The following is a 21633-nucleotide window of genomic DNA, read 5'->3' as shown; positions in this document are numbered from 1 at the left end:
ATGAATGAAACACAATTAGAAAATCTCTGCCTCGATTGGTTCTTAGAGAATGGCTGGGAAGTCGTTCATGGTATAGATATTGCACCTGATAGTAGCAATCCTTTACGCAAGGACTTTAAACAAGTTTTACTTGAAAGTGATATACAGGCTGCCTTTGAACGCTTGAATCCACACTTGCCTAAGAGCTGTTTTGAGCAGGTTTGGCAAAAACTGAGCAAGCCTGAAAGTTTGGATTTAGTCATTAATAACCGTGCTTTCCACCGTATGTTATTGGAAGGTGTACCTGTCACCTATAAGAAACAGGACGATTGGGTACATGACCATGCCTTCTTGGTGGATTTCAACCATGTGCATAAAAACCGATTTGTGGCGATTAATCAATTTACTATTCTAGGTACTAAACAACCTCGACGTCCCGACATCATCTGCTTTATCAATGGTATTCCCTTTGCGGTGTTGGAACTAAAAAGCCCAACTGATGAAAACGCGGATATTTGGGATGCCTTTAACCAGTTGCAAACCTATAAAGAAGAAATTTCAGATCTATTTATCTTTAATGAAGCTTTAGTTGTAAGTGATGGCGTAACAGCACGTGTCGGTTCACTGACAGCAAATCAGGAACGCTTTTTACCGTGGCGTACAATCAAGAATGAAGATGATAAACCCGCTTTAGAATGGGAGTTAGAGACAGTTGTTCGAGGTTTCTTTGATCGAGAATTGTTTCTCGATTACATTCGATTCTTTGTGTTGTTTGAAACAGATGGCGAAAAGACCATTAAGAAAATTGCAGGCTATCATCAATTCCATGCGGTTAGAGAAGCCGTACAAGCGACCATTGCGGCAGCCAATCCGACAGGGGACAAAAAAGCAGGCGTTGTTTGGCATACCCAAGGCTCGGGTAAAAGTATCTCCATGTGTTGCTATGCAGGTAAACTTTTACAGCAGCCTGCTATGCGCAACCCAACCTTGTTAATCGTCACTGACCGTAATGACTTAGATGGACAGCTTTTTGAAACCTTTAGCAATGCTCAAGATTTATTAAAACAAACCCCAGTACAAGCCAATAACCGCGATGAGCTGAGACAGCTTTTAGCTGAACGTGAGTCTGGTGGCATCATCTTTACCACAGTACAAAAGTTCGCATTGCTAGATGGTGAGAGTGAACATCCATTATTGAATGGACGCCACAATATTGTTGTGATGTCAGATGAAGCACATCGTAGCCAATATGGTCTGAAAGCAAAACTAGGTAACGATGGCACATACAAGTTTGGCTATGCCAAGCACATGCGCGATGCCTTGAAAAACGCTGCTTTTATTGGCTTTACTGGAACTCCGATCTCAAGTGAAGATAAAGACACTCGAGCTGTCTTTGGAGATTATGTTTCCATTTATGATATTCAGGATGCCGTCGATGATGGTGCAACCGTCCCAATCTACTACGAGTCACGCTTGGCAAAGCTAGATATTAATCAGACTGAGATTGAAGAGTTATCTGATCAAGTCGATGAGGTTGTAGAAGATGAAGAAGATGTTGGTAACCGAGAAAAGACTAAGAGCGAATGGAGCCGACTAGAAAAGCTGGTGGGTGCCACACCACGGCTGAAACAGATTGCTGCGGATTTAGTCGCACACTTTGAAGCCCGTACCGAAGCCACGGCGGGTAAAGGCATGATTGTGACCATGAGCCGCGAAATCTGTGTACATTTGTATAATGAAATTATTGCTCTACGTCCAGATTGGCATGACCCTGATCCCGAAAAAGGCAAAATCAAAATTGTGATGACGGGTTCAGCTTCAGATAAACCATTGTTACAGCCACACATTTATAACAAGCAAGTCAAAAAACGTCTTGAGAAACGCTTTAAAGATGTGAATGATCCTTTGCAGTTAGTGATCGTGCGCGATATGTGGCTTACAGGTTTTGATGCACCATGCACGCATACCATGTATATCGACAAACCGATGAAGGGACACAACCTCATGCAGGCTATTGCACGTGTGAACCGTGTCTTTAAAGATAAGCAGGGTGGACTAGTTGTTGACTATATCGGCATTGCTAATGAATTGAAGCAAGCCTTAAAAACCTATACCGATGCCAAAGGTAAAGGTGAGCCGACTTTACGTGCAGAAGAAGCCTATGCAGTTCTTGCTGAAAAGATGGATGCCATACGAGGAATGTTTGCCAAAACCAATGAACAGGTAGGCATGGATTTAAGTGCTTACGAAACTCAGGCACACCGACTGATTATCCCCGCAGCTAACTATGTGCTGAGCTTGAAGGATGGTAAAAAGCGTTTTCTTGATTTAGTTCTGGCAATCAATAAAGCCTTCTCTTTATGCAGCACCTTGGATGAAGCGAAGAACCTGCACAAAGAAATTGCCTTTTACTCAGCCATTAAAGCGGTCATTAGCAAGCATACCTCTGTAGATCGTAAACTGTCGCAAGCTGAAAAGGACAGTACGCTAAAACAGATTCTGGATAATGCTGTCATTGCTGATGGCGTAACAGATGTCTTTGCAATGTGTGGTTTGGATAAACCCAACATTGGCTTGCTTTCAGATGAGTTCTTAGAAGATGTACGGCAGATGCCATACCGTAACTTGGCAGTTGAACTGTTGGAAAAGTTACTCAATGATGGCATTAAGGCAAAGACACGAAACAATGTGGTACAGGAAAAACGCTTCTCTGACCGTTTGCAGGAAACCTTGAGGAAATACAATAACCGAGCGATTGAAACTTCTCAGGTCATTGAAGAACTCATTCAAATGGCAAAAGAATTTCAGGCAGAGATGCAGCGTGAAGCTTCACTTGGTTTGAATCCTGATGAAATCGCTTTCTATGATGCTTTGGCAAACAATGAAAGTGCTGTCAGAGAGCTTGGAGACGATACGTTGAAACAGATCGCACGAGAGATTACCGAAAAGCTCAGGAAGTCAACGACCGTCGATTGGCAGGTTAGGGACAGTGTCCGTGCTCAGCTGAAAATATTAGTACGTCGTACTTTACAGCGTTGGAAGTATCCACCTGATAAAGCAGCTGAAGCGATTGAGTTGGTGATGAAGCAGGCTGAGCAATTGTCGAATGCTTGGACAAAATAAAGGAAGTGTATTAACTCTGCTGTGTTAGTACGCTAACTTTATTTTAACATTGGAAAATCAGAATCTGGAAGTTAATTGGTTTTACATGTGATAAAAGAATATATTTAAGTATCTGGAATTTAAGATTTAGTTTGATATTTCTAAATTTAAAAGAATTTATAGCTGAATAATTAATTTATCATCATACCTAAAACCATAGGAAATGGTGTTTTACAGATATTTTTATGTGCTGATTTTTTTAGAATTTAGCTATATTTAAACAGTTTAAAGCATAAATATTAAGTGGGGTGAATTATGATAATTGAACTTGAGATTAAAAAATGGCTATTAACACAAGCCGATTGGTTACAAGAAGCGGCGATACGAATACTTCAGAAAGGTCAGCTTGATGATAATGACTATCAGGATTTATGCATACTAATAAAAACTCCCGAAGGCAAAGCGGTAACAACTCACCGAACTTATGATGACTTGACTGGAAACCAAATCAAAAATGAATTGCGTCTAAAAGCTATCAATGAAGTTGTTGGTATAGAAAACTTAGCTCCTAAAAGCCCCTTAACATTTGGAAAAGGGAATTTAAGTGTAATTTATGGACATAATGGTTCAGGTAAGTCGAGCTATACACGTATATTAAAAAAAGTATCAGGAGTCCCAAGAGCACAGAATTTAAAATCAAATGTTTTTTTGCCGCCACCGGATCTTAGTCATTGTACATTTGTAATTGATATAGATGGGAGTGAGCAAGAAATTAAGTGGGGTGCTCATGAGTCATGTTTAGATGACCTCGTTTCAATTGATATTTTTGATAGTGAAGAAGCAAATTATTATTTAACCAAAGAGAGTACTGCTACATATACGCCTCCAGCAGTTACCTTGTTTGCAGAATTGGCAAAAGTTTGCTCAAAAGTAAAGGATATACTACAAACCGAGCAGGATACTCTTTTCAGTAAATTACCAAAGCTTCCTAGTCAATTCTATTCAACAGAAATAGCTACTAAGTTGAATGCATTAAATGACCAAACGAATGATAAATTCCTAGAGAGCTTTACTTTATGGTCTGAAAATGATCAACAGCAACTCAATAATTTGAATTTAAGGTTGAGTACAGATAATCCAACTGAACTTGCGAAGCAAAGAAGAAAAACAGCCTTACAAGTGAAGGAAATTATTAAAGCACTTGAAGGGGCACAACACTCGCTAAGCTCTTCAAATATCGAATTGCTTAGATTTCTTAAACAAGATGTAGTGCAAAAGCGCCAAGTTGCCTTAGATGCAGCAAAGAATATAGCTGGTGAATTAACTGGGGTAGGTGGTGATACTTGGCGAGCAATGTGGAGCGCTGCTAGAAAGTATTCTCAAGTGGTATATTCAGAACAAAAATTTCCAGTTACGGATGATGCAAAATGTTTACTTTGCCATCAAGAGCTTAATCTTGAGGCAAAAGAACGACTACAAAATTTTGAAAAATTTGTATGTAGTACTCTTGAACAAGATGCTGCAAATGCAGAAAAAACCTATAAAGCTAGCCTTGCCCAACTTCCTTTAGCTTTAACGGATCAACAAATAAGAACTCAATGTGAGGCTGCGGGAATCGGTACTGACGATTGGTTAAATTGTTTGGGGGGTATCTGGTTAAAAATTAAGAATAATAGTTTGGTTCTTAATGCTCATGAAGAGCAGGGGGTACTTAGCGATATTTCCGAAGTACAAAAAGTAATAGTTGATCTTAATGAATATACAGATCGATTAAATCGAGAGGCAAATCAATTTGATCAGGATGCTACAGAGTTTGATAGAGTTCTGGCTAATAAGCAAAAGTTAGAATTAGAAGCTAAGATGTGGGCCAGTCAGCAAGTTGAATCAATAAAGCAAGAAGTACTTAGATTAAGAAATCATAAGCAGTACGAGTTGTGGAAGTCACTAACAAATCCTAGACATATTTCCACTAAAGCCGCATCAATTTCTGAAAGAGCTATTACTGAAGCATATATTCGGCGTTTCAATGACGAATTACGATTATTGGGGGCACATCATTTAAAGGTTGAGTTAATAAAAGCGAGAACAGCGAGAGGGGAAGTTTTTCATAAAATTCAATTAAAGGGGGCAACTAATCAAAACTTACTACCAGAATCAGTTTTAAGTGAAGGGGAGCGTAGAATAATTTCTTTAGCAGCTTTCTTAGCAGATGTAGTCAATAAGCCTTATTTGGCTCCATTTATATTTGATGACCCAATTTCCTCCTTAGATCATGATTATGAATGGCATGTGGCCTCCCGTTTAGCAGATTTAGCCAAACAACGCCAAGTTATTATATTTACACATCGTCTATCACTTTTTGGCACAATGGAAGATGTATCTAAGAAAAATGGTGAACAATGGCATAAGGTCCATTTCTCGGCATTATGTATTGAGAGTTTTAATGGGAGTGTGGGACATCCTGCACATCAGCAAACTTGGAATTCTAATACAAAAACAGCTAATAATATTCTTCTAGATAGATTAAGGGATGCTTCTAAGATAGGCCAACAATCTGGAGTAGAAGTTTATCGACAATTAGCTCAAGCCATTTGTAGCGATTTTAGGAAATTATTAGAGAAAAGTGTTGAAGATGACTTATTGAATTCAATTGTAAGAAGACATCGTCGATCTATCACAACAGATAATAAAATACATTCTTTAGCATTGATTGAAAAAGATGATTGTATATTTATAGAACAATTGATGACTAAGTATTCATGCTTTGAACATAGTCAGTCAACAGAAATCCCAATACGTATTCCTGAAGAAAATGAGCTACGTTCAGATATTGAGAGTCTAATAAGATGGAGAAAAGAGCTTTCAGATAAGCGAAAAAGTGCTAGCTAGCAGTAATTGTTGTTTTTAAAAAAATTATGGATGGTGATACTCACTATCCATTTTTTATTATAACGGATATGTATTTTGTGACCCACTAAGTTATTTGATGTTTTCTTGAAAGGTTTATGATTTACACCAATTTTACGCCACAATATTTTTACATTAAACTAAATTATTGATAATAAATATTTAATTTTATTTGTATGTCCAATCCATCATAGGGGCAACCGAAATGCGAGGTTGTAAAGTTTGGATGGCACGTGTCATAACCCACCTGAATTGAAAAACAAAAGCACAAGACCGCGCATTATACGGGGTTTAAGTGAAAATCGACAGTATCCCCAACCCACATCCATTGGCATTAACTTTGCTTTGTTCGCTATGAACAAAGCAGCGCAACCGTAGATGCTAAAGCGGAACTGCTCAGTATTTGTATGCGTAGCCGTTTTTTAGTATGTTGAAAAGATAGGATAACGCAGCATAAGAGGGAAAATAAAATGTTGGTATTAGAAGAAATTTATCGAACTAAGAAAAATGAATTTTCAACGGCATTTAATTTACGCATGCAGCGCAGTTTAAGTTGGTGGAAAAAAGCCATTGAGTTTCATGATGATGTCGATATGCAATTTATGACAGCATGGGTGGCGTTGAGTGCCTTGTATGCGCAAGGTCAAACGGCAGAGCATACACAACAGACCTTGCAGCAATTTGTGCAGCGTATGTATCAAAAAGATGTCGATCAGCGCATGGCGAGAATTATTTGGGAAAAATATCCACAAAGTTTAGAGGTGTTGCTGAGCAACCCTTATTTGTATCAAAGTTTTTGGGATTGGCGTAATCAAAAAATGACTGAAGCTGAATGGCGTGCAGATTATGAAGCAGAGAAACAGCAGATTATGCAGGCATTGCACATCCATGATTCAGCTACAATTTTGGCATGTTTGTTTAAGCGCTTATTGACGTTACAGCAGCAACTTTTACAAGGTGGTGCAACTTATAACAGTGCAATCAACCGCAAACAACTCAGCCATGCCAATACTTTACTGTGTGCGTTGATGCCGTGTTTTATCCAAATCTTATTGGAAAATTTAGAAAATGTGGAATTGAGTCAGCCATTTTACCCTGTGATGCAAATGTCTTAAGCGACTTGCTTGATTGTAATCGCAGCGTTTAAGGCATGGCGGTGTGTTGACGTTGATGCTGCCAGTCGAGTAGGGCAAAGCTCATTGCGGCGGTAACAAAACACAAACCAACTAGGCAACTCCATAACCATCCACCGTGTTGCCATGCATAGATTCCCAAGGCAGAACCACAAGCACCGCCAGTAAAATAACTGGTCATATAAATTGAGTTAATCCGCGATTTGGCATCGGGGCGTAAGCGAAAAATTACATTTTGGTTGCTGCTGTGTACGGTGGCAAGCCCAAGGTTAATTAAGCCAAAACCAAGAATATAGCTCCATAAGCTAAATTGTCCGTTGTATAGAAAGACCCAACTGATTGCCAATAGCGCCAAACCACCCCACGTCAGCGCTGTAACATAGCCACGATCTGCAATTTTCCCCACGTGTTTGGTCGAAAGAGCACCGAATACACCCACCATTGCCACAATGCCCACCATAAAGTCAGCTAAGCCAAAACTGGATTTGAGTAATACTGCAATGGTGGAAAACAACACGCTCATCGCTGCAAAAGCAAACGCACCGAGCAAGGCACGATAGACCAAACGACGTTCTTCTAAAATGAGTTTGCCCATAGACTGAAACACGGCCAAATAGCTGAGTTTGCTGGTAGAAATAAAAGGCAAACGTGCTTTAAGTACCGCAGCAATACACAACATGAATATCCCGCTGAGCAGATAAATCACTTTCCAGTGAAATAAATTAGATAGCAAGCCTGCTAAACTGGTCGAAAGTAAAATACCGACCAATAAACCACTCATCAGCAAACCAACAACTTCTCCCATTTTTTCAGGTTTTACGGTCATGGTCGCAAAAGGAATTAATACTTGTGCCGCCACAGAGAATAGCCCTGTGATGATGGTACCAATCCAAAGCATGCTTAAATTGCTAGAAAAGGCACACAAAAACAAACCTACCGATGCCAAGAACATGAGCAAGGGGATGAACTTGGTTTTATTGACAATATCGCCCATCGGTACAATAAACAATAAACCCAGTGCATAAGATACTTGTGCAAAAGTCACCGTCAATGCCACTTGGGATTGCGGAATCTGGAAAGATTGATGAATCGAGTAAATCAGCGGTTGGCAATAATAATTGGCCCCCGCGCATAGGCCACAGGCAATCGCCATCAACCAGAGCAGGGTTTTATCTTGGCTGATGTCGGGTGCAGTGTTCATAATTATCCTAAGGTCAATGGTAAAACGGGGTTGCAGTAGCTCAAAGATTGAATCCAATATTCAACTTCATTAGTGGCAGGATGTCGCCTTTAACTTAATGAGAGAACTTGTTTTTGGACAAGGTGATCATCATCACGCCTACAATATTGAGCATGCAGCCGAACCATTGTATGCCATTTAGATGTTCACCTAAAAATGCTGTGGCCAATAGAATCGTCAAGATGGGGCCAATTGAAGCAATCATGGCCGATTGTGCCGCACCTAAACGGGCGATACTGTGCGCCATGAGTAAGGTGGGCAAGACTGTGACAAATATCCCTAAAGCAATACCATAGCCTAGCACTTCTACAGGCAGTTGTTGCACCAGTCCCAGTGGATTCGGTGTGACCAAACTGTAATGCGTAAGCGTACCGATGCAGGCAATACTTAAAGCCAGACCTGTAAAATTCCAAGAGCCAAAATGCTGAATCAGGCTTTTGGTCAGCAATAAATAGCCTGCAAAACACACTGCACTGGCGAACACTAAACTACTGCCTAACCAAAAATACGTGTCATGCGGAGTATTGCTCTGTTCCTGTAACATCACAATCACTGTTCCGCCATAACTCAGGGCAATTGCAAACAGACTCAACCAGCTAAGTTTCTGCCGATACATCACACTCGAAGCCAGAACGGTGAGCGTTGGGTATAAAAACAGAATAATGCGTTCTAATGAGGCACTAATGAACATCAGCCCTAAAAAATCCAACCAGCTGGAAAAATAATAGCCCATCAAACCTGCAAAAATCAGCAACAGCCAATTGCGTGTAGAGATGTTGCGACTGTGATGGCGATTGAGCCAACAAATCAGCAAGAAGAAAGGCAGGGCACTTGCCATGCGCAAAGCCATGAGTACGGTTGCGTCGACCAACGGTGAAAGCGCATAAGCCTGTTTAATAAAAATGGCTTTGGTACTAAACAAAAAGGCTGCAAATAAGGCAAAGATGGAGCCCCATTGTGTGGCGTTAAGTCTGATCATGAAAAATGCTGTCGAGCAAGGTGGATGCAAGAGAAGTGACACATGCCGCGCACACAAATGCAAGTTGCATGATAGATAAAGGCAGATGCGACTGCATGGATCAAGCTGTGTGTGCTGTATTTGAGCAAGCATAGCCGATTTTATGCAGATGGTCTGCTTGAGATGGCATAAATTTTGTGAAAAGTAGAGTAAATGGGATTTGCACGATAATAGTGCAAAAACTTTTAAAATATTACAAAACACACAAAATCCATCATCAGACAAAATGATGTTTAAAAAAATTCAAAATAATAATAGCGGTCAACTTAGACATACACTGAATAAATTTACAGAGGGTTTAAAAGTTTTGCTGCTGCCACTTTTAGATTTTATTGATAAGGCAAAGGTTGGTATTTGTAAGGTTTTAATGGGGAGGTATAGGCTCTAAATTAGTACGTATAGCGAGCGATAAAATTTGTCAGAAAAGTCAATTTGGCATTGAAGTTTTAAGTTTTAGCGGTCAAATGTATAGATATATGATCTTTTGGGTCTAAGTCGGATTTTCCCAATTTAGCCAAATGCATGTCAGAATGATCAATGCAAAATTCATTTAAATGTGATGAACTGCTAACTCAAAACTGCTGTGCTGTCGTTTTGATCCTGCCAAATATGGTTGTTGCTGAATAATTAGACTTATATTAAAGAAGCAAAACCTATCAATTATATCTCGCAACAATATTTTTATGAATCATCAGTTCAAAATATGGGTATTTATTAAATAAATATTGGGTGGTAATTTAAAAATGTTGCATTAGAATCCAAAAATTCAACAAAACTTATCCTGAGGGGAAAGCATCGTTATCCACGATGTTGACTTAAGAAAAACTAGCTTGAGGGACGCTCATGCAGATCGGAATTCCAACCGAAACTGTTGTCGGTGAAAATCGTGTCGCTGCGACGCCAGAAACAGTAAAGAAGTTGATTAGCGCGGGTCATAGCGTGGTCATTGAACGTGGTGCGGGTGTTAAAGCCGCTTATATCGACAGTGCTTATGAACAAGTGGGTGCAAGCCTGACAGATGATGCTTATCGTGGCAGTCAAATGATTTTGAAAGTTCGTGCCCCGAAGGGTGATGAAATTCAGAAATTGGCACCGAATAGCACTGTCGTGGCGATGTTTGATCCTTACCGCAATACTGAATTAGATCAGTTTGCTGCGGCTCAGGTGTCTGCATTTGCGTTAGAGCTTTTGCCGCGTACTTTGTCACGTGCACAAAATATGGATGTGTTGTCATCACAAGCCAACTTGGCAGGCTATAAGTCAGTGCTGTTGGCTGCAGCAGAATACCAACGCATGTTCCCAATGTTAATGACGGCTGCGGGTACTGTAAAACCTGCACGTGTTGTGATCATGGGTGTGGGCGTTGCGGGTCTGCAAGCCATTGCAACGGCAAAACGTCTGGGTGCGGTAGTTGAAGCAACTGACTTGCGTCCAACTGCGAAAGATCAGGTAGAGTCTTTAGGCGGTAAATGGCTAGACGTGCCAATGTCTGAAGAAGAACAGCAAAAAGCTGCAGATGCTGCCAAAAATGGCTACGGCTGGATGCCAGGTGAACAATACATTAAAGATCAGGCTGTTATTGTAGATAAAGCTGTTTCTAATGCTGATATTGTGATTACCACGGCATTATTGCCTGGTCGTGATGCACCACGTTTAATCAAAGCTGAAACTGTTGCAAAGATGAAACCGGGTTCAGTCATTTTAGATATGGCGGTAGAAACAGGTGGTAACGTTGAAGGTTCACAATGTGGTGAAACGGTTGTGACTGCCAATGGTGTGAAAATTTTGGGTATCCCAAACATTCCATCTACAGTGTCGACTGAAGCCTCTGCACTTTATGCACGTAATGTATTGAATTTTGTTGAAACATTATTTGATAACGACAAGAACTTTGCACTGAATCCTGAAGAAGAAATTCAGAAAGCATTGCTGGTGACCCATAACGGTCAAGTACTGTTAAAGCGTGGTTAAGGAGAACTCTCATGGTTGAAACAATAACGATTTTTGTCCTTGCCATTTTCGTAGGTTACTACGTGGTTTGGGGCGTAACGCCTGCATTGCATACGCCACTTATGGCGGTAACCAATGCGCTGTCTTCGATCATTATCGTGGGTGCGATGATTCAAACTGTTGGCTTACCAATGGTGGGTGTAGAAGGTAGTGTCGATTTTCAAACCATTAACGTGGTGAGTGTACTGGGTGCTATTGCTGTGTTCTTGGCAAGTATCAATATTTTTGGTGGTTTCGCAGTAACGGCACGTATGCTGGAAATGTTCAAACCAAAAGCAAAGAAAAAAGAGGGCTAATGCATGGAATTTATTCGTGAATATGCAGACTGGTTCTATTTAATCGGGGCTGTGCTCTTTATCTTAACTTTACGTGGTTTGTCTGGGCCTAAAACTGCGATTGCGGGCAACCGTTACGGCATGATCGCAATGGCGATTGCAGTCTTGACTACATTCTTTGTGGCAGACAATCCAGTTGTGTGGATGATTCTGGCAGCTATGGCAGCAGGTGCGGTGGTGGGTATTGCCCGCGCACGTACGGTGCCAATGACTCAAATGCCTGAAACTGTAGCGTTAATGCACTCTTTAGTCGGTTTGGCTGCAGTTTTAATTGCGATTGCTGCGATTATTCATAACAACAAGTTAATCGAACTTGGTCCAGACTTGTTGGCTGCAAATGGCATTACTTTCCATGAAATGAGCAAAGTTCATTTATTTGAATTGTTTGTGGGCTGTTTCGTGGGGGCGATTACCTTTACTGCATCTGTTTTTGCATACGGTAAATTGGCGGCGAAGAAATGGGCAAAAACTATTTCGGGTGCATGGGTAAAACCTGTTCAGGCGTTAATTTTCCTTGCCATGCTCGGTTTTGGGATTCACTTCTTCCTGAGCGGCAACATGACTTCATTCTGGGCAATGACAGGTTTAGCATTGGCATTCGGGTGGGTATGGATTGCACCAGTGGGTGGTGGTGACATGCCAGTTGTGGTGTCATTGTTGAACTCGTTCTCAGGTTGGGCGGCAGCAGGTATTGGTTTCACACTTGAAAACAACATGCTGATTGTTGCAGGCTCATTGGTCGGTTCTTCAGGTGCGATTCTCTCTTACATCATGTGTAAAGCCATGAACCGTTCAATCATCAACGTATTGTTTGGTGGTGCGATGGGCGGTGCAGCAGCACCAACGGCAGCAGCGGGTGCGCAAGTGCAACGTAACTACCGTTCAGGTTCTGCTGATGATGCTGGCTTCTTGATGTCAAATGCAGACAGCGTAGTAATTGTACCGGGCTATGGTATGGCGCAAGGTCGTGCACAGAATGCGGTCAAAGAATTGGCCAACTTGTTAAAAGAGCAAGGTGTAACTGTTCGTTTTGCGATTCACCCAGTGGCAGGTCGTATGCCGGGTCACATGAACGTATTACTTGCAGAAGCAGACGTACCGTATGAAGACATCTTAGAAATGGACGAAATCAACTCAGATTTCCCTGCAACAGATGTGGTGTTGGTGATTGGTGCAAATGACGTAGTTAACCCTGCGGCAAAAGACGATCCAAACTCGCCAATTTACGGCATGCCAATTCTTGAAGCGCATAAAGCACGTACCATTATGGTCATCAAGCGCTCAATGGCAACAGGTTATGCGGGTCTAGACAACGACTTGTTCTATAACGACAAGACCATGATGATCTTTGGTGATGCCAAGAAAGTTGTGGAAGATATGACTAAATCAATCAACGGTACAGGTCACTAAGACACTGTTTCCAGATATGAAACCGCCTTCGGGCGGTTTTTTTTATGGCTGATGTAAAGTGGTTAATTGAGATCAGGCAGATTGAGTTTGGGCGAGTTTTATAGGATTGGTTTGAAGCAATGTATTGGGTAGGGGATGATATAAACCAATATTTGGTGGGTAGATTAATGCGATATAAAAATGATTAGGGATATGAGCTTCAAAAGATCTGCATTAAAAAAGCGACTTATTTGAAAGTCGCTTATTGTGTATCTTTAAGGCTGCTCAAGTGAGCTGTTGTATTAAGCAACAGACTCAGGCGTAGTGCGCCATAAGCTTTCTAGGTCGTAGAATTTACGTGCTGTTGGTAGCATTATGTGAACCACTACCATACCAAGATCGACCAAGATCCATTCTGCATCACGTTCACCTTCAATACCAATTGGGCGGAAGCCTGCTTTGCGCGCTTCTTCGGCAACATTGTCGGCAAGAGATTTTACGTGGCGAGTTGATGTACCGCTAGCAATCACAATGGCATCTGAAACATTGCTGATGCTGCTGACATCAAGTTCAACAATTTCTTTGGCTTTTACATCAAGGAGAGCTTCATGTACAACTTTAAGACAAGTTTGTACGTCATGCTTTTGGGTATTCATTGCAAGATCGTGAGAATTAGAAGCGCCGGGCGATGGTTCTAAATTCATGGGGTGTATAATTTCCTAAAATTATTCATCGTCTAATATAGCTGTTTTAGCCTGAAATTTCAAATCGGTTTAATTTTAACCACTTTGATTTGAGGGAAAGTATTTGTCTTTCCATGCAAATGATTGATTTGACGCCAGACTTGGGCGGTATTCTGCAGCGATATAGCCTGAATAAGCACTGTGCTGTAACCATTTGAAAATAGTAGTATAGTCTAGCTCGCCTGAATCGGGTTCATGGCGTCCTGGATTGTCGGCAAACTGGATATGACCAATATCCTGAATGTTTTCTTGCAATGCGCTCAGCACATCTTCACCCATCATCGCCATGTGATAACAGTCGTATTGCATTTTAAGAGCAGGATGTTTGACTGCTTCTAGCATCTCTTGAGCTTGCGCAATATTTTGTACTAAAAAGCGTGGCATGTCGGTGCCATTAATCATTTCAAAGACAGGCTGAATATGATGTTGAGTGAGCATCGAGCAGGCCAGTTTTAGGTTTTCTGCCAGTGTGTTTAAGCAAGGCAGTAAATCGGCATCGACAGGTTGTTTGCCTGCCAAAATATTGACGCTAGGGACATTTAATGCCGTGGCATAGCGGATGGCTAACTCTAAGGCATGATGAAATTCAATCTCTTTTCCGGGTACGCCCGCCAAACCATTGCCGCCTTGCATGAGGTCACCCGCAGGGACATTGATTAAACACAGGCTGAGTTGGTGGAGTGTGAGTTGGGTTTGAATCTGCTCAATACTCAGCTCATAGGGAAATTGAATTTCAACATGCTGAAAACCATGTTCGCGTGCAAGGGCAAAGCGTTCAATTAAAGGCACTTCGGTAAAAATCATCGACAGATTAACCGCCAGTTTAGACATGCAGGTGCTCCTTGCAGGCAAAGGTTGGATCAGGAATCAAGCCGATTAAGCTTCGACCTGATGAATAATGGTGGCTAAATCTGCTTCTGCAAAACCCTTGGCTTGATGGGCTTGCAGTTGTGAAAGGGCTTTTTCTGCCACAGGAATCTGTAACTGAAATTGCGCTGCCAGTTGTAAGGCATTGTTTAAATCTTTAGACAGGGTTTGGACTTTCCATTGCACAGGCTCAAAACTGTGAGTTGCCATACGTGGAGTTAAAATCTGAAACGGTTTCGAGTCGGCAAAACCACCCGCCAAAGCAGGTGCAAGTAAACGGGTGTCTACGCCTGCCTGTCCTGCTAAGGCAACAGCTTCGGCAATTAGGGTGCTGTTGGCAGCAACAATCAGTTGGTTGCAGATTTTAGTGGCTTGTCCTGTGCCTGTTTCGCCCATACGGGTCACACGTTGTGACAGCACATCATAAATCGGGCTTAATTTTTCGATGGTGTTTGCATCACCCCCTGCAAAAATCACCAAACTACCTTGTTCGGCTCCCGCAGTGCCTCCCGATACAGGTGAGTCAATCCATGTGACCTGTTTGAGGTTGGCTTGCTGCGCTAGCTTTTGGGTTTGATCTACAGACAAACTGGAAAAATCGACAATGACTTGTTGAGCAGTCAAAAAAGGCTCAATTTGATCTAATACAGCTTGGACGGCATTATCATCGGCAAGGCAACTCAAGATCACTGGATATTGTCCGATCTCGCTCAATTGCAGCGGTTTTGCCCCCAGACTGAGCACAGATTCGCAAGCCGCAGGGCTACGATTCCACACCGCGACCTCAAAACCTGCCTGAACTAAGCGGGTTGCCATGCGCGTCCCCATAAGTCCCATACCTAAAAAAGCGATTTTTGTGTCACGATCAAAATGCATAGCGCTGATTCTCCATTTTTGCCTACAGTACAAGTCTGGCTTGAAATGTCAATTTAGCCTTTGGTCAAAGTCTGTTGTGTTTGAACTGAATCAAAACTGACGCGGTGCAAAGGTCACTTCAGGGTTCTTGTCCTTTTTACGTGCCAGTTGGCTATTTTTACCCAGCAATAATTTTAATTGCCAAATTTTTTCTAAACGTAAAGATTTATTTGGCGCATGTTCCATAGCATCCAGCACTTGTTTGGCTGCAGCCAATGCATCTGGGGAGCGTTGTGCAATTTCTTCAGCAAGGGCTTGTGCTTTTTGTAAGGGGGTTGCATCTAAATGCGTGACCAAACCAATTTCTTTGGCATAGTTGGCATCAAAAATACGTGCAGTTAAGGTCAGTTCTTTGGCAAGGTCTAAACCAATTAAACCTTTTAATGAACGGCTTAGCCCCATATCAGGCACTAAGCCCCAACGGCTTTCCATAATCGACATTTGCGTGTCAGGATGCGCGATACGAATATCTGCAGCCAAAGCCAATTGCATCCCTGCGCCAAAACAATACCCTTCAATTGCAGCAATTACAGGTACAGGCAATTGTTGCCAAACGAGAAATGCTTTTTGAAACAGGCTTTGCCCTGGCTTAATTAATTCCCAAGCCGCAAATGCACGGTTTTGTGGATTGTTGAGGTCGGCCAAGTCAATGCCTGCACTAAATACCTTTGCTTCGCCTGTTAAAATTACACAACGTAAGCTGCGGTCTTTTTTAAGTTTTTCGGCAGTCCGCACCAATTCTTTGAGTAGGGCAAAACTCATGGCATTGCGTTTGTCTGGGCGGTTCAGGGAAACTGTGGCGATGCCATTATTTTTTTCGATACGAAGTAAGGTCATGATGTGAGCTCTTGTTTTTACTGGGCAAAGCATAACATGGGCAGCAGTGCGATAAATGACAGCAGAGTCACGGCAAAGCCTTGCGACCTTGCCTTTGATTACGTGACTTTTTTTGTGAATAGTGCTGGGTGAGTCGTGCTTACAAACTGTATCTTCTCGTTGAGGCGTTCGCGGTGAATGTCACTTAGATGTTGGCTAACTTACCGCATTGTGTTTGGTAAAAATGTGTTCTGCCGCATGTTCAACTTGCTGTATACAGGTTTGTAATTCCTGATAACGGTTTAAGACCTCTTGCACAAATAGATCATCGGCTTTGCGACGTTCTTTACGCAAGGTCGAAACAAACTGTTCAAATGAACCTGTTACTTCTTGTAGGTTTGGTGTACCAACATAGCGGGTTGCACCATACAGACGATGCAACACATGCTCGAGTTGCGGGAAATCTTCCAGTTCAATCAGCTGTTCAATTTCATGTAATTCTGTGGCAAAGCTATCCACCAGCATTTTCAGTAAATCCACTGCAAGGTCTTCTTTGTTGGCTGCCAGCATCAGGCTTTGTTGCCAATCCAACACCTGTGGATCTAGCGCTTCTATCACAATGGCTTTATCAACAGCAGGTAGTTTATTAAAACTTTGCGTCGTCCAATGGGTTAAAATCTGGATGATTTGTTCAATCTGAATTGGTTTGGTGACATAGTCATCCATACCGACTTTGAGCAATTTCTGCTTTTCATCGGCAAGTGCATGCGCTGTGAGGGCAATAATAGGCAAGCGTTTGTGATTTTCCAAAGTTGACTCTAAAGAACGAATCGCACGGGTGGTATCTACCCCCGACATCACAGGCATTTGAATATCCATAAAGATCAGGTCAAATGGTTGCTGTCCCTGTTCGATACGTTGCTGCAAAATTCCCAGCGCTTCCTGACCGCTTTGCGCTTTGGTGGTGGTCACATTCAGTTCGCCTAACAAGGCTTCGAGTACAATCAGGTTTGGTAGATGGTCATCCACCGCTAAAATGTGCAGGCCTTTACCATCAAATGATGCAGAATCCTGTTCATCAAAACTGTTTTCATTGTTAAGTAAGTCAATTAAGGCGGAACGACTGAGTGGTTGATACAAAGCCCGCGCACGATATTCATTTAACAGACTTGGGTCTAGCGCCATTTGATAGCCATACACCGCCAAGTTACCTTGATAACGGGTACGGATTTCTTTTAATAAAGCTTCGGTGTCGCCGCTATGATCAACAATCAACCAAGTATTGTCTTGCAGGTCGGATACATCTTTTAAGCGGCTAAATAAATCTAAAATTGAAGCGGCTTCAATATGTCGCACCGCATAATTTTCAAGATAATGACGCAAGACATTCGCTGTGGCAGGGTGCGCCAAATACGACACCACCTGAATCTCTTTAAAGTTTGGATGCTGCTGTGCATGCGCTTCATCTACCGCAAACATGGCAGTAAACCAGAAGGTCGAGCCTTTTTCGGTTGGGGCACGTTCCTGATTGTCTTCAAAGCCAATTTGACCTTGCATCAAATGCACCAACTGTTTGGAAATGGCCAAACCTAAACCTGTACCACCAAATTGACGCGTGACCGAAGTATCACCTTGAGAGAAAGACTCAAACAATTTTTTACGGTCTGTGCCGCTTAAACCAATGCCACTGTCTTGGACGCTAAAGTGAATTAAGCATTGTCCAATATCGTCATGTTCTACCCGCGCCCGTACAATAATTTCACCATCGGGGGTGAATTTAATCGCATTGGAAATTAAATTGGTTAAAATTTGCTTGAAACGTAAAGCATCGCCCAGCACATATTGCGGCACGTTATCGGCAAAATAAAAGGCCATGTTGATGTGTTTTTGCGCAGCCAAAGGCGAGAGCATATCCATTACATCAAAAATGGCTTCTTCTAAATCAAAGGGTGCGGTATCCAGTTCCAGTTTGCCTGCATCAATTTTAGAAAAATCCAATACGTCATTAATGAGTGCTAAAAGATGCGCCGATGATTTACGAATGGTCTGTAAATATAAATTCTGTTCATTGCTAAGATTTTCCTGACGCAATAACAGGTGAATAAAGCCATCAATACTGTTCAATGGTGTTCTGAGTTCGTGACTGATGTTGGCTAAAAATACCGATTTAGACTGGTTGGCAGAAATCGCTTGGTCACGTGCCTGACGATAAGTGATGTTTTGCACTTCCAAAGTATCGAGGGTGCGGCGCAAGTCATCTTCGGTTTGTTCGGTATGTTCTTTGAGTTCTAAAAAGCTGAAATGCAGGCGTTTTACCACATTGGCAATATCCCGCTGCAGTAAGCGTAATTCGCCAGTACTGTTAATGACCATGTGTTGATCGAGCGTATCGGCATTCAGGCGTTGTAGCTGCATGCGAATTTCATACATGGGTGCAATCCAGCGTCGTGAATAGAAATTCAGACACAGCAATAACAACAACAGGGTCAGCAAGCCTGTGGCAATTAATACAATCATGACCCGATAACGGGCAATTTGTAATGGCTGATTGTCCAGTTCAATCAGCAACCATGCAGGACGGTTGATGTCTTGCTGAATTTGCATGCCATACACATGATTATTTTTATACAGAATTGGGCCAAAAAAATCGGCATTTTTAGGGAATTTGGGCCATTCGGCTTGGTCTTGAAAGCCCATGCTTAAACGGCGTGTACCAGAAGCATCAATCAGTGCAGTACGAATCAAGTGCTTTTCGTTCATCATGTTTTGCATAAAAGTACGTGCTTCTTCGTACTTCCACGGAAAGCTAGCCAGTTGATGCAAAGCTGCTTCAGATGGCAACTCAAAACGGGTCAAAATCGCAATTGCCATTTGTCGCTGCTGTGCTTTTGCGGCATTCGAGGTTTCAGATAAAACTAGCATCGTGCCGACGCATGCCAAAACCATAATTGGCACAAAAATAAGTGCAATCAGCTGTCCATAAGCATGATTTAAATGTAAGCGCTTAAATAACTTTTTATTGATATTTGACATGGTTAACGCAGTTTAATCCCTATGTTTGGCAGTTTAGCATGCTTTATTTCTGCTGACTGTGTTTTCATCTGTTTGGTGCGAGTGGTTCAGCTGCATCTCGCAATCAATCGGTGTGCATTTTTTTGCATCCATCCCGCAAAAGACAATCTGAAATTGTGTTCATCTTGCCTAGAATTGTGTAGGCAGTGAGTGATGCATAAATTGTCGGCAGAGTATTGCTGTTTTGATAAAAAGCCTGTGAAAAACGTGCAGGAAGATGCAAATTTTCATACAATAAGCCCACCTTGATATTGGTGCAGACCATGCTTGATACCCAATCAGATTTCCAAAGTGATGAATTTTTGTTAGATCATTATGTGGGCAAAACCCCATTGGTGCGTTTACAGCGTTTGGCAAGTCATACGCAGGCAACGGTTTTGGCAAAACTGGAAGGCAATAACCCTGCGGGTTCTGTTAAAGATCGTCCTGCCTACAACATGATTATGCAGGCAGAAAAACGCGGTGAAATTCAACCGGGCGATACTTTAATTGAGGCAACCAGTGGCAATACCGGTATTGCTTTGGCGATGGTTGCAGCTATGCGTGGCTATAAAATGCAGCTGATCATGCCTGATAATATGAGCCAAGAACGTAAAGATGCCATGCGTGCCTATGGTGCAGAATTGATTGAAGTGACCAAAGCACAAGGCATGGAAGGCGCACGCGATTTGGCTTTGCAAATGCAGAGAGAAGGCAAAGGCTTGGTGCTGAACCAATTTGGGAATCCAGATAATGTTGAAGCACATTACCTGACAACAGGGCCTGAAATTTGGCAGCAAACGGGCGGTAAAATTACCCACTTTGTCAGCTCTATGGGCACAACAGGCACCATTATGGGTGTGTCTAAATACTTAAAAGAACAAAACCCAGAGATTCAAATTATTGGTTTACAACCATCAGATGGTTCAAGCATTGCGGGGATTCGCCGTTGGCCTGAAGCATATTTACCAACCATTTTTGACCGCAGCCGTGTTGACCGCATTATTGATATTCCGCAAATTGAAGCAGAAAAAACCATGCGCAAATTGGCGCAAAAAGAAGGCATCAGCGCAGGCACATCATCGGGCGGCGCGGTATGGGCAGCTTTAAAAATTGCCGAAGAAAACCCAGAAGCAGTCGTCGTTTGTATTATCTGTGACCGTGGTGATCGTTATTTGTCGACAGGTTTATTCTCTGTTCAAGATGCTGAATCGTGATATTCATTTTTCTATCACCCATTGAGTAAGATTTTATGCGTTTACCTGTGCTGATTTTCGATATAGAAACCGTTACCGATTTGAAGTCAGGCGCGCATTTATATCAACTTGATTTACCCGAAGCAGAGCTTGAACAAGCGTTAATGAAGTTGCGTCGCCAAGAGGCGGGCACCGATTTTCAGCGTTTGCCTTTGCATGAAATTGTGTGTATTTCAGGCTTGTGGATTGATGAACACGGCATGAAGCTGTTTTCCTTTAGCCGTGAACACGACAGCGAAGCGACAATGCTGAAAAAGTTTTTGTCTATTTTTGATAAGCGTCATCCGACTTTGGTCAGTTGGAACGGTTCGCAGTTTGACTTGCCAGTGATTTTATTCCGCGCCATGTATCACGGGCTCTCTGCACCAAGTTTATTTGATCAGGGCGAGATTGATCAGCAAAAGCGCTATAACAATTATCAAAACCGTTACCATCAGCGTCATGTCGATTTAATGGATGTGATGGCAATGTTTAATGGTCGTCATTTTCAAAAGTTGGATGACATTGCGTATTTGCTAGGTTTTCCGGGTAAACGTGTAGATGCGGGCTATCATGTTCCTGCATTTATGCAAAGCGGCGAATGGTCAAGGCTGACGCGTTATTGTGAAGGCGATGTCTTAAATACTTGGTTGATTTATTTGCGTTGGCTGCTGCTCAAAGGGCAATTGCTGCTTGAAGAGCATACTTTATGGGTACAGCATACCATTCAATATTTGCATACTCAGCCGCAGCATGCAGACTTTTTAAGCGTGTGGCAGCACAGTTCGCAGCAAACTGAATTTACCCGTACAGATTTTCCTGAACAAAGTGTCACCACGCCTTCAAATGAATCCGTGATGCCTTTTCAATCTTCCCCATCTTCCGATATTTAG

Annotated in this window: 16 protein-coding genes; 9 read left to right on the top strand and 7 right to left on the bottom strand. The window is 42.1% G+C overall.

Annotation, left to right across the window (positions count from 1 at the left end; all coding sequences use genetic code 11):
- The 3 genes from FTV28_RS08100 (at position 1) to FTV28_RS08090 (ending at position 7103) form a co-directional block, all read left to right on the top strand.
- Entirely contained in the window at positions 1-3102 is a 3102-nt protein-coding gene (locus FTV28_RS08100) for a type I restriction endonuclease subunit R (protein WP_179990045.1), read from the top strand.
- Between the two features lie 294 nt (positions 3103-3396).
- Complete coding sequence (locus FTV28_RS08095) at positions 3397-5970, top strand: AAA family ATPase (RefSeq protein WP_179990043.1); 2574 nt, start codon at positions 3397-3399, stop codon at positions 5968-5970.
- A gap of 488 nt (positions 5971-6458) precedes the next feature.
- Positions 6459-7103 (top strand): hypothetical protein, encoded by a 645-nt coding sequence (locus FTV28_RS08090; RefSeq protein WP_179990041.1) that lies wholly within the window; start codon positions 6459-6461, stop codon positions 7101-7103.
- A gap of 28 nt (positions 7104-7131) precedes the next feature.
- Here FTV28_RS08090 and FTV28_RS08085 read toward each other — a convergent pair whose 3' ends face one another.
- Positions 7132-8322 (bottom strand): MFS transporter, encoded by a 1191-nt coding sequence (locus tag FTV28_RS08085; protein ID WP_179990038.1) that lies wholly within the window; start codon positions 8320-8322, stop codon positions 7132-7134.
- 94 nt (positions 8323-8416) lie between these two features.
- The gene (locus FTV28_RS08080) at positions 8417-9340 is read right to left on the bottom strand and encodes a DMT family transporter (protein WP_104852536.1); all 924 of its coding nucleotides are present in this window, start codon (positions 9338-9340) and stop codon (positions 8417-8419) included.
- A gap of 199 nt (positions 9341-9539) precedes the next feature.
- On the opposite strand from FTV28_RS08080, the gene FTV28_RS08075 reads away from it, so the two are divergent.
- From FTV28_RS08075 to FTV28_RS08060, 4 genes are all read left to right on the top strand, one after another.
- Positions 9540-9767, top strand: coding sequence for a hypothetical protein (locus tag FTV28_RS08075; protein WP_179990036.1), 228 nt, complete (start codon positions 9540-9542; stop codon positions 9765-9767).
- A gap of 455 nt (positions 9768-10222) precedes the next feature.
- Positions 10223-11350: a Re/Si-specific NAD(P)(+) transhydrogenase subunit alpha gene (locus tag FTV28_RS08070; protein WP_168419151.1), complete on the top strand. Its 1128-nt coding sequence runs from the start codon at positions 10223-10225 to the stop codon at positions 11348-11350.
- Positions 11351-11361: 11 nt separating this feature from the next.
- Complete coding sequence (locus FTV28_RS08065) at positions 11362-11685, top strand: proton-translocating transhydrogenase family protein (protein ID WP_168419150.1); 324 nt, start codon at positions 11362-11364, stop codon at positions 11683-11685.
- A gap of 3 nt (positions 11686-11688) precedes the next feature.
- Positions 11689-13134, top strand: a complete 1446-nt coding sequence (locus FTV28_RS08060; protein WP_004974925.1) for an NAD(P)(+) transhydrogenase (Re/Si-specific) subunit beta — start codon at positions 11689-11691, stop codon at positions 13132-13134.
- Between the two features lie 281 nt (positions 13135-13415).
- Here FTV28_RS08060 and rsfS read toward each other — a convergent pair whose 3' ends face one another.
- The 5 genes from rsfS to FTV28_RS08035 form a co-directional block, all read right to left on the bottom strand.
- Complete coding sequence (gene rsfS / locus FTV28_RS08055; protein ID WP_004974926.1) at positions 13416-13817, bottom strand: ribosome silencing factor; 402 nt, start codon at positions 13815-13817, stop codon at positions 13416-13418.
- Between the two features lie 75 nt (positions 13818-13892).
- Positions 13893-14687, bottom strand: coding sequence for a hydroxypyruvate isomerase family protein (locus FTV28_RS08050; RefSeq protein WP_096901402.1), 795 nt, complete (start codon positions 14685-14687; stop codon positions 13893-13895).
- A 45-nt stretch (positions 14688-14732) separates the two neighbouring features.
- On the bottom strand, positions 14733-15599 hold the full coding sequence (locus tag FTV28_RS08045) for an NAD(P)-dependent oxidoreductase (protein WP_131260560.1): 867 nt from the start codon (positions 15597-15599) through the stop codon (positions 14733-14735).
- Positions 15600-15689: 90 nt separating this feature from the next.
- Complete coding sequence (locus tag FTV28_RS08040; RefSeq protein WP_004974929.1) at positions 15690-16475, bottom strand: crotonase/enoyl-CoA hydratase family protein; 786 nt, start codon at positions 16473-16475, stop codon at positions 15690-15692.
- A gap of 195 nt (positions 16476-16670) precedes the next feature.
- The gene (locus FTV28_RS08035) at positions 16671-19487 is read right to left on the bottom strand and encodes an ATP-binding protein (RefSeq protein WP_179990034.1); all 2817 of its coding nucleotides are present in this window, start codon (positions 19485-19487) and stop codon (positions 16671-16673) included.
- A gap of 302 nt (positions 19488-19789) precedes the next feature.
- Between FTV28_RS08035 and cysM the strand changes: the two genes are divergently transcribed.
- A complete protein-coding gene (gene cysM, locus FTV28_RS08030) occupies positions 19790-20722 on the top strand; it encodes a cysteine synthase CysM (RefSeq protein ID WP_179990032.1) in 933 nt (310 codons plus the stop codon).
- A gap of 35 nt (positions 20723-20757) precedes the next feature.
- Positions 20758-21633 carry a 3'-5' exonuclease gene (locus tag FTV28_RS08025; RefSeq protein ID WP_004974933.1) on the top strand — a complete coding sequence of 292 codons (876 nt, stop codon included), beginning with the start codon at positions 20758-20760 and terminating at the stop codon, positions 21631-21633.

Source organism: Acinetobacter sp. YH12252, assembly GCF_013417365.1.
GTDB lineage: Bacteria > Pseudomonadota > Gammaproteobacteria > Pseudomonadales > Moraxellaceae > Acinetobacter > Acinetobacter towneri.
The sequence above is the reverse complement of the archived record's forward strand: the minus strand, read 5'-3'. Positions and strand labels throughout refer to the sequence as shown.

Bases quoted from the DNA above. Each gene is read 5' to 3' on its own strand.
- FTV28_RS08100 (WP_179990045.1), top strand. From the start codon at position 1: ATGAATGAAACACAATTAGAAAATCTCTGCCTCGATTGGTTCTTAGAG.
- FTV28_RS08095 (WP_179990043.1), top strand. From the start codon at position 3,397: ATGATAATTGAACTTGAGATTAAAAAATGGCTATTAACACAAGCCGAT.
- FTV28_RS08090 (WP_179990041.1), top strand. From the start codon at position 6,459: ATGTTGGTATTAGAAGAAATTTATCGAACTAAGAAAAATGAATTTTCA.
- FTV28_RS08085 (WP_179990038.1), bottom strand. From the start codon at position 8,322: ATGAACACTGCACCCGACATCAGCCAAGATAAAACCCTGCTCTGGTTG.
- FTV28_RS08080 (WP_104852536.1), bottom strand. From the start codon at position 9,340: ATGATCAGACTTAACGCCACACAATGGGGCTCCATCTTTGCCTTATTT.
- FTV28_RS08070 (WP_168419151.1), top strand. From the start codon at position 10,223: ATGCAGATCGGAATTCCAACCGAAACTGTTGTCGGTGAAAATCGTGTC.
- FTV28_RS08065 (WP_168419150.1), top strand. From the start codon at position 11,362: ATGGTTGAAACAATAACGATTTTTGTCCTTGCCATTTTCGTAGGTTAC.
- FTV28_RS08060 (WP_004974925.1), top strand. From the start codon at position 11,689: ATGGAATTTATTCGTGAATATGCAGACTGGTTCTATTTAATCGGGGCT.
- rsfS (WP_004974926.1), bottom strand. From the start codon at position 13,817: ATGAATTTAGAACCATCGCCCGGCGCTTCTAATTCTCACGATCTTGCA.
- FTV28_RS08050 (WP_096901402.1), bottom strand. From the start codon at position 14,687: ATGTCTAAACTGGCGGTTAATCTGTCGATGATTTTTACCGAAGTGCCT.
- FTV28_RS08045 (WP_131260560.1), bottom strand. From the start codon at position 15,599: ATGCATTTTGATCGTGACACAAAAATCGCTTTTTTAGGTATGGGACTT.
- FTV28_RS08040 (WP_004974929.1), bottom strand. From the start codon at position 16,475: ATGACCTTACTTCGTATCGAAAAAAATAATGGCATCGCCACAGTTTCC.
- FTV28_RS08035 (WP_179990034.1), bottom strand. From the start codon at position 19,487: ATGTCAAATATCAATAAAAAGTTATTTAAGCGCTTACATTTAAATCAT.
- cysM (WP_179990032.1), top strand. From the start codon at position 19,790: ATGCTTGATACCCAATCAGATTTCCAAAGTGATGAATTTTTGTTAGAT.
- FTV28_RS08025 (WP_004974933.1), top strand. From the start codon at position 20,758: ATGCGTTTACCTGTGCTGATTTTCGATATAGAAACCGTTACCGATTTG.